5 protein-coding genes and 4 pseudogenes are annotated in these 8,072 nt (G+C 68.7%); 6 read left to right on the forward strand and 3 right to left on the reverse strand.

Going from position 1 to position 8,072, the window contains the following annotated elements:
- Window positions 1-58 precede the first annotated feature (58 nt).
- Window positions 59-618: pseudogene (locus IEZ17_RS40970) on the reverse strand (IS5 family transposase); the annotation flags it as partial.
- A gap of 81 nt (window positions 619-699) precedes the next feature.
- On the opposite strand from IEZ17_RS40970, the pseudogene IEZ17_RS40975 reads away from it, so the two are divergent.
- Window positions 700-1,264 (forward strand): annotated as a pseudogene (locus IEZ17_RS40975) (IS5 family transposase); the annotation flags it as partial.
- A gap of 21 nt (window positions 1,265-1,285) precedes the next feature.
- Here IEZ17_RS40975 and IEZ17_RS40980 read toward each other — a convergent pair.
- Window positions 1,286-2,527: an IS110 family RNA-guided transposase gene (locus IEZ17_RS40980; RefSeq protein WP_189308725.1), complete on the reverse strand. Its 1,242-nt coding sequence runs from the start codon at window positions 2,525-2,527 to the stop codon at window positions 1,286-1,288.
- Between the two features lie 346 nt (window positions 2,528-2,873).
- On the opposite strand from IEZ17_RS40980, the pseudogene IEZ17_RS40985 reads away from it, so the two are divergent.
- The 5 genes and pseudogenes from IEZ17_RS40985 to IEZ17_RS41005 all read left to right on the forward strand — a co-directional run.
- A pseudogene (locus IEZ17_RS40985) lies at window positions 2,874-3,137 on the forward strand (transposase); the annotation flags it as partial.
- A gap of 410 nt (window positions 3,138-3,547) precedes the next feature.
- Window positions 3,548-4,126 (forward strand): TetR/AcrR family transcriptional regulator, encoded by a 579-nt coding sequence (locus tag IEZ17_RS40990; protein ID WP_189308726.1) that lies wholly within the window; start codon window positions 3,548-3,550, stop codon window positions 4,124-4,126.
- Window positions 4,127-4,299: 173 nt separating this feature from the next.
- Entirely contained in the window at window positions 4,300-5,232 is a 933-nt protein-coding gene (locus tag IEZ17_RS40995) for an MBL fold metallo-hydrolase (protein WP_189308727.1), read from the forward strand.
- 171 nt (window positions 5,233-5,403) lie between these two features.
- Window positions 5,404-5,613, forward strand: a complete 210-nt coding sequence (locus IEZ17_RS41000) for a hypothetical protein (RefSeq protein WP_189308728.1) — start codon at window positions 5,404-5,406, stop codon at window positions 5,611-5,613.
- Window positions 5,600-6,991, forward strand: coding sequence for an amidase (locus IEZ17_RS41005; protein ID WP_189308729.1), 1,392 nt, complete (start codon window positions 5,600-5,602; stop codon window positions 6,989-6,991). The genes IEZ17_RS41000 and IEZ17_RS41005 overlap by 14 nt, the downstream gene beginning before the upstream one ends.
- A gap of 29 nt (window positions 6,992-7,020) precedes the next feature.
- Here the strand turns inward: IEZ17_RS41005 and IEZ17_RS41010 are convergent.
- Window positions 7,021-8,072 (reverse strand): annotated as a pseudogene (locus IEZ17_RS41010) (IS630 family transposase); the annotation flags it as partial.

Below are 8,072 nucleotides of genomic sequence, written 5' to 3' on the forward strand. Positions count from 1 at the left end.
AGATCCTGCCACCCACCAGCAACGACGCCCTCACCCACTATCACGCACCAACTCGTTAGTCGGCATGCAGTCGCTGGGGCTTGGAATGGTCGTTGTAGGATTCGTGTCCTATGTGGAAATGGACGAGCATCGGCTTCAGTCCGAGGCTGTCTTGGGTGTTGGCTGCGGAGAGGCCGACGCGTAGGGGGAGTCCGTTCGCGTCGGACAGGACGTGCATTGTGGAACCCGGCTTGCCTCGGTCCACGGGCAACGGACCTGCAAGTTCGCCCCTTTTTTGGCGCGGACGTGAGCGGAGTCGAGTACTGCCCGGGACAGGTCGATCAAGCCCTGGCCGGCGAGCAGTTCGAGCACCTTCTGGTGCAACCGTCCCCAGACGCCCGCACGCGACCAGATCAGGAATCGGCGGTGCACCGTGGACTTCGACGCCCCGAAGCACGGCGGCAGAGCACGCCAGGCACAGCCGCTGACCAGGACGTAGATGATGGCGGCGAACACCGCCTCGTCATCGATGTTGGCCACCCCGCCGCCCTGCGGCCGTACCCGTGCCAGCGGCAGCAAAGGCCTGGCGATCTCCCAGAGCCCCTCCGGCACGATCCATCCCCACTGCCCACTCCCCAAGACCCGGGCAACGACCATCTGACCATGTAGGACACGATCTTAAGACCGTGTCCTATGTGGCGGAGGCCCGTTGGGCTGAACATGGGGCGGGGTACGTGGAGTTGGATTGTTCCAGACGGGTTGTGGGAGATCGCGAAGCCGCTGATCCCTCCGTCGAAGGTGCGGCCGCAGGGTGGCGGCACGCAGGACACGCCTGATGAGACGCTGTTCGCGGCGATTGTCTACGTGTTGGTCAGCGGCTGCGCCTGACGTGCGTTGCCGCCGTGCTTCGGAGTTTCCAAGTCCACAGCTCATCGCCGGTTTCTGATCTGGTCCAGAGCGATTCTGTGGGGCCGCCTGCACGAGGGGTCCTCCATCGACTGGACGACGCCGGCCTGATCGACGTGACCCGCGTGGTGCTGGATTCCGCCCACGTCAGGGCTGAAAAGTGGGCGAACACACAGGTCCGAGCCCCGTGGGCCGAGGTAAGCCGGATTCCACAATGCACGTCCTGCCGGACGCGAACGGACTGCCCATGGTCGTCGGCAACTCCGCCGCCAACGTCCACGACAGCGAAGGGCTGAAGCCGATGGTCGCCGGTCACCAAACGAGACACGACCCCCACCGCGGCCGGTACTTCAAACCCCGACGCCTGCACGCTGACAAGACACCCCATGCAGCTATCTGGTCAAGCAGCTGCCGCGAGTGCTGGCGATTCCGGGTGGCCGAAGGCTGCGGCTTCGTCAAACATCTGGTGGTGCGTCAGGCAGTGATGGAGTTGGCCGAGCATGCGGTTGAACAGATCGCGGAGAGCTGCGTGGTATCGGTCGCCGGTGTCTCGTCTGCGGTTGCAGTGGGCATGGGCTCCTGGTGAGGCGGTGAGGGCGGCGAACGCCCAGTGCCGGCCAGTCGCGGCCAGGCGACTGTTCTTGATGCGGCGGTGGATGACGCGGCGACTCTTGCCGGACTCGCGGGTCACCGGTGCGCTACCGGCATAGGCTTTGAGGTTCTGAGCCTGGCAGAACCGGGTGCGGTCGTCGCCGATCTCAGCGAGTATGCGCGCGCCGGTGAGTACGGCCAGGCCAGGGAAGCTGGTAATGATCTCCGCGTCGGGATGCTGCAAGAACAGTTCCTCGGTGTCGCGCGCCAGGTCGTCGCATGCCTGGCAGGCCGCCTCGAGTTGGGCGAGAAGGGCGAGTGTCTGGCGTCCCATCGCCTGCTCAACCAGAGTGGGTTGGTGGAGCCGGTTTTGGCGGAACACTTCACGGAGCCGGTCGGTTTCGGCGTCGATGCGGCGCTGGCGTCCGGCCCGGGTGACAGCGGCCTTGATCCGACTGCGGGTCAGTCGGACAGCCTGGGCCGGAGTGGGCGCGATCGCCAGGATCGCACGGGCTTCCCGTGACAGTAGCCGCTCGCGCTTGCCGGCGAACGCCTCCAGGATCGCTGGGTGGTACTCACGCAGGTGCGATCGGAGCCTGTTGTGGGCGCGGGTGCGGTCCCAGACTGCGTCCTGCTGGGCTCGCGCGAGCACGGCGATCGCCTTGACCAGGTCGGAGTCGCCCGGCAGTGGTCGGTGCAGCTCAGCGTCGGTTCGCAGGATGTTCGCCAGAACGACGGCGTCTTGGTGGTCGGATTTCTTGCGGGAGACCACGTGCCTGTCGCGGTAGCGGGCGACGGCCATCGGGTTGATCGCGTAGACCTTGCGGCCCGAGGCCCGCAGGCAGGCCACCAGGAGTCCACGGGAGGTCTCGATCGCGATCGGTATCGGATCGTCCGGGCTATCGCCGTGTTCCGCGAGCAGCCGCAGCAGGTCCTGAAAACCCGCCGCGTCATCACTGATCCTGAGCTTGCCGAGCAGCCGGGCATCGGAGTCGACCACCGCCACGTCATGGTGATCCTCGGCCCAATCGATACCGCAGGTCACGTGCAACGCGCGCTCCTTTCAATCCGTCACTGTCCGTCGGCGTCGAGCCGCAGCAGGACCACCCGGCGACCTAATAGAAGCGCTCGCGGGCGCACCACCCCATCAGCCGTCCGTGGCCCCAGCTATGCCCAGGGTCCTCGCTCTCGTGAAGAGCTCTACGGCTCCGGCTGATCAGGAGGTAGCCCTGGGGATGGCTCGAACGACGGCACGGTACGGCGACCGAGCTTGTGACGGCAGGGGCCGCACCTCGCGTCCCTCTTGTCGAAGCACTCCCAGGCGCTGCATACAGATCAGACGTCTCGCCCGACCCCTGCCAGAGCTGGCCCAACAACCAACTCACGATGCCTATTAGGCATACGACGCACCTCACCTGCGGAAATGGCTCCGCGGCAAGCGGATCGGCGTACGCAGCGCACGCAAAGGCACCGAGTCCAGCAAACGATGGGGACGCCGTCGTTGGGTGATCGAGCGCACCATCTCCTGGCTGACCGGATACCGCAGGCTCAGCCCCCGCTACAAACGCGATCCCCGCAACTACCTGGCCTTTCTCGGACTCGCCGCAGCCCTCTGCCGCTACAAGCGCCTGATCCGCCTCACCACACAGGACACGGTCTAATACTCCAGTTGCAGTTCGCTATTGCCGCTGGTCAGAGGCGTCTTCTTGAGTGTAGTGAGCTGACGTGCCGTCATGCGGCGGTTGTTCGTGACCGGTCGCGCGGCGTCTGTAGTGGCAGCGCCTGGCAGTACTCCAGTTGCAGTTCGTGATCGGGCCGTTTGGGGCGGGAACCAGAACGGCCACCGCGTGATCTTGGCGAGGTGTGTGGACTCTTCAAGATCGGACGGTGGCCGCGAGCCACAGCGTAGACGCTGACCGGTGGCGATCGGTGCTCGGGGAGGTGATGGCCAAGGTCGCGGGCCGCTTCGTCCGAGTTGAACCGCGCGCCACGGCCGGCGGCGTGCGAGGACCGCTTCACTTCTGGCCGGACCGTTCCGGCAGACGCAATTTCTTCGCATTAGACTGTCCCCATGAGTGCCCGAGCGACCACACGCCCCGGCGGGCGCAGCGCCCGCGTCCAGCAGTCCGTGCACCAGGCGGTCCGTGATCTTGAGGCGGAGGTGGGGCGGGACGCGCTGACCGTGCCGCTGATCGCGGCCCGTGCGGGGGTCACGCCTTCCACCGTCTACCGCCGCTGGGGGGACCTGCGGGAACTGCTGTCCGACGTGGCCGTCGAGCGGCTGCGCCCGGATGCCCCGCCGGCCGACCACGGCAGCCTGCGAGCGGACCTGGAGGCGTGGACCGTGCAGTTCGCCGAGGAGATGTCCTCGACGGCGGGTCGCACGTACATCCGCGACGCCCTGCTGGGCGACCCTGGGCAGGGCAACGCGGGGCGCTGCTCCGACTACGCCGCCGAGCAATTGAAGGCCATCGGCGTACGCGCAGCCGGGCGCGGGGAGGCCGTGCCGGAACTGGAGACGCTGCTGGACGTCGTGGTCGCCCCGCTGATGTATCGGATCCTGTTCCGCCCCTCGGAGCTGTCCCAGGCGTACGCCGGCCGCTTGGTGGCGGCGGCGCTCGGTCGCGCCGGGTCCCCCTCGGACACCTAAAAGCTAAGGGTTTGCGTTTTGGGGTGGCGCCGACCTAGAGTACTTAATGCAAAACATTCGCCTTAAGGCTTCCGCGGCACGCGCTGGCCGCGCACGGCCTGACCGGAGCCTGCCCTTTCCCACAGCACGTCACCCCGCCCGCACCGTCCAGCGCCACCGAAAGGGTCCCACCGATGAGCACCGCCACCCCCCGTCAGGCCACCCCCGCCACCAGCACGGGATGGAGCCTTGGCGACATCGTCGTACGCCGCGTCGACGAGATCGAACTGCCTCGCCAGACCGGACCGTGGCTGCTGCCGGACGCCACCAGGGAAGTGCTGGACGAGGCGTCGTGGCTGCGGCCCGACTTCGCCGACGCCGAGGTCCCACGGCTGGCGAGCCACAGCTTCGCGGTGGAGGCCGGCGGACTGCGGATCGTCGTGGACACCGGCATCGGCAACGGCAAGACCCGTGCCAACCCAGCCTGGAACGGTCTCGACACCGACTTCCTGGAGCGGCTGACAGCGGCCGGCTTCCCGCCCGAGTCCGTGGACCTGGTGATCACCACGCACCTGCACACCGACCACGTCGGCTGGAACACCCGCCTCGCCGGCGAGGACTGGGTCCCCACCTTCCCCAACGCCCGCTACGTCACCAGCCGCACCGAATGGGACCACTGGGCCGCCACCGACCTGGACGAGGCCCGCACCCGGATGTTCCGCGACTCCGTCCACCCGGTCCGGGAAGCCGGACAGTACGACCTCGTGAACGTGCCCGAGCAGGGGCACGAGGTGGCGCCGGGCGTCCTCCTGGTCCCCGCCCCGGGCCACACTCCGGGGCAGGTCGCCGTCGAACTGCGCGGCAGCGACCGGCGGGCGCTGATCACCGGCGACAGCATCCACCACCCCGTGCAGCTGTCCCACCCCCACGTGCACAGCTGCGTCGACGTTGACCCCGTCCAGGCGATCCGCACCCGCGCCCGGCTGCTCGACGGCGTAGCGGACACCGACGCGCTGCTCCTGGGCACCCACTTCCCGCGGCCCACGGCCGGCACCGTCCGCCGGGAGAACGGCCGCTACCGGCTGCTCGCCGAGCACGGCGGCGAGATCCCGGCCACCGGGGCCTGACCACGCGACCGGTGCCCCGCGCCCGGCGGTGTTCGGTGGCCCACGCGCGGGCCACCGAACAGCCGCGCCACCGAGCAGTCGTGGCACCTGCAGTCACCTGACGCCAATCCTTGGCCTTTAGCGCCTTCGGGTACTCCGCCGCTCCACCCTCGACCGAGAAAGAGAAGGTCCATGACCGCCGTCGAACTCACACCGCCAGAGGCCGCCCGCTGGGCCGCCCGCGCCGGGCTTGTGCTGCCCGCCGAACGCCACGCCGCGGTCGCCACCGTCGCCAACCACATCCACGGCGTCGTCGCGGTCCTGCGCGAGCTGGACTTCGCGGACGTCCCGCCCGCCGCCGCCTACCGCGCCGGACAGGAGCCGCACGATGCAGCCGTATGAGCTGTCCCTCGCCACCGCCGCGAACGCGATCCGTGCCCGGCGACTCTCCCCCGTCGAACTGGTCGACTCCGTCCTCGATCGCATCGAGAAAGTGGAACCGCACCTCGGCGCCTACGTCACGGTCACCGCGGAGCAGGCACGCCGGACGGCGAGCGAGGCCGAACACGAAGCGGCGCACGGCCGTTATCGGGGACCGCTGCACGGCATCCCGATGGGACTCAAGGACCTGATCGACGTCGGCGGGATGGCCACCACGGCCAGCTCCCGGGTGCGCGCCGACCATCGCGCGACGGCGGACAGCACGGTCGCCGCGCGTCTGAGCGCGGCCGGCGCGGTCCTGCTCGGCAAGACCCACACCCACGAGTTCGCGTTCGGCCTGACCACTCCGCAGACCCGCAACGCCTGGGACCGCGGCCGGGTCGCCGGTGGTTCCAGCGGCGGCTCCGCGGTCGCTGTCGCCTCGGGCACCGCGACCTTCGCCCTGGGCACCGACACCGGCGGGTCGATCCGGGTGCCCGCCGCGCTCAACGGGGTCGTCGGCCTCAAACCGACCTACGGCCTCGTCCCCCGCCACGGCGTCACCTCCCTGTCCTGGTCGCTGGACCACGTCGGCCCGATCACCCGCACCGTCGAGGACGCCGCCCTGGTCCTGACCGCGCTGGCCGGACACGATCCGCGCGACCCCGCCTCGCTGTCCGTGCCCGCCACTGACTACCGGCCCGGTGCCGGCGCGGACCTGACGGGGCTTCGCATCGGCCTGCCGCGCACCTACTACTTCGACAACGTCGACCCGCGCGTGGAGACCGCCGTCCGGCACGCCATCGGGCAGCTGGAAACCCTGGGCGCACGGCTCGTCGAGGTCGACATCCCGATGACCCGCTACATCCAGGCCACCCAGTGGGGCCTGATGGTGCCGGAGGCCGGGGCCTACCACGAGAGCAGCCTGCGCACGGTCCCCGAAATGTACCAGGAGGACGTCCGCATCCTCCTGGAGGCAAGCGAGTTGATGAGCGCCGGGGACTACGTACGCGCGCAACGCACCCGCACGCTCATGCGCGCCGAGTGGGCCCGGCTGCTGGACCAGGTCGACGTGATCGCCGCCCCGAGCGTGCCGATGCCCGCGGTCGGCGCCGACGAGGCGACGGTCAGCTGGCCCGACGGCACGGTCGAGGGCGTCTCCGACGCCTACGTGCGCCTCTCCGCCCCCGCCAACATCACCGGGGTGCCCGCCCTGACCGTTCCGGTCGGCCACGACTCGGTCGGCATGCCGATCGGCATGCAGCTGCTCGGCCGTCCCCTTGGCGAGCCCACGCTCCTGCGGGTCGGCCACGCCTACGAGCAGACGCAGCCGGCCCGGGAACTCGCTACGGTGGCCTGAGCGTGGCGCACGAGCGTGCCCTAGTGACCTTAGTCAGAGATTCGGTGGCAGTAGGCTGCGGCTTTGTCCAGGATCTCGTCGGCGGTTTTCGTCCAGACAAACGGTCGCGGGTGTTCGTTCCAGTCGGCCAGCCATGCCCGGATGTCGCATTCGAGAGCCTGGACGGAGCGGTGGACGCCACGCTTGAGCTTCTTCTGCGTGAGCTCTGCGAACCACCGCTCCACCAAGTTCAGCCAGGACGAGCTCGTGGGCGTGAAGTGCAAGTGGAAGCGCGGGTGCGCCAGCAGCCACTTCCTGACCGCGGGCGTCTTGTGGGTCGCGTAGTTGTCGAGACCAGATGCACGCCGAGGCCGGCCGGCACCTCCTTGTCGAGCCTGGCCAGGAACTTCTTGAACTCCACTGCCCGGTGCCGACGGTGCAGGGATCCGATGACCTTCCCGCTCGCCACCTCCAAAGCGGCGAACAAGGTGGTGGTGCCGGCCCGGACATCATCGTGACTGCGGCGCTCGGGGACGCCGGGCATCATCGGCAAGACCGGCTGGGACCGGTCCAGCGCCTGAATCTGCGACTTCTCGTCCACACACAGCACCAGGGCCTTCTCCGGCGGATCCAGGTAGAGCCCCACGACATCGCGGACCTTGTCGATGAACAGCGGGTCCGTGGACAGCTTGAACGTCTGCGTGCGGTGCGGGGCCAGGGCGAACGCCCGCCAGATCCGCGAGATCGCCGACTGTGACATGCCCGTGGCCGCCGCCATCGACCTGGTCGACCATTGGGTGGCGTTCTTCGGTGTCTCCTCAAGTGTTGTGACGATCACCCGCTCCACGTCCGCGTCGGTGATCTTGCGCGGAACACCCGGCCGCGGGTCGTCGCACAGGCCGTCCAGACCACGCTCGAGAAAACGTCGCCGCCAGGTGCGGACCGTATCCGGGGCGACGCCCAGACGTCGCGACACTTCCATGATCGAGTGTCCCTCGGCGCACTCCAGCACGATCCGCGACCGCTGAGCCAGTGCCTGAGCAGTCGTACGCCGACGCACCCACCCCTCAAGCACAGCCCGCTGGGCATCAGTTACCGACAA

This window comes from Streptomyces albospinus (assembly GCF_014648695.1).
Lineage (GTDB): Bacteria > Actinomycetota > Actinomycetes > Streptomycetales > Streptomycetaceae > Streptomyces > Streptomyces albospinus.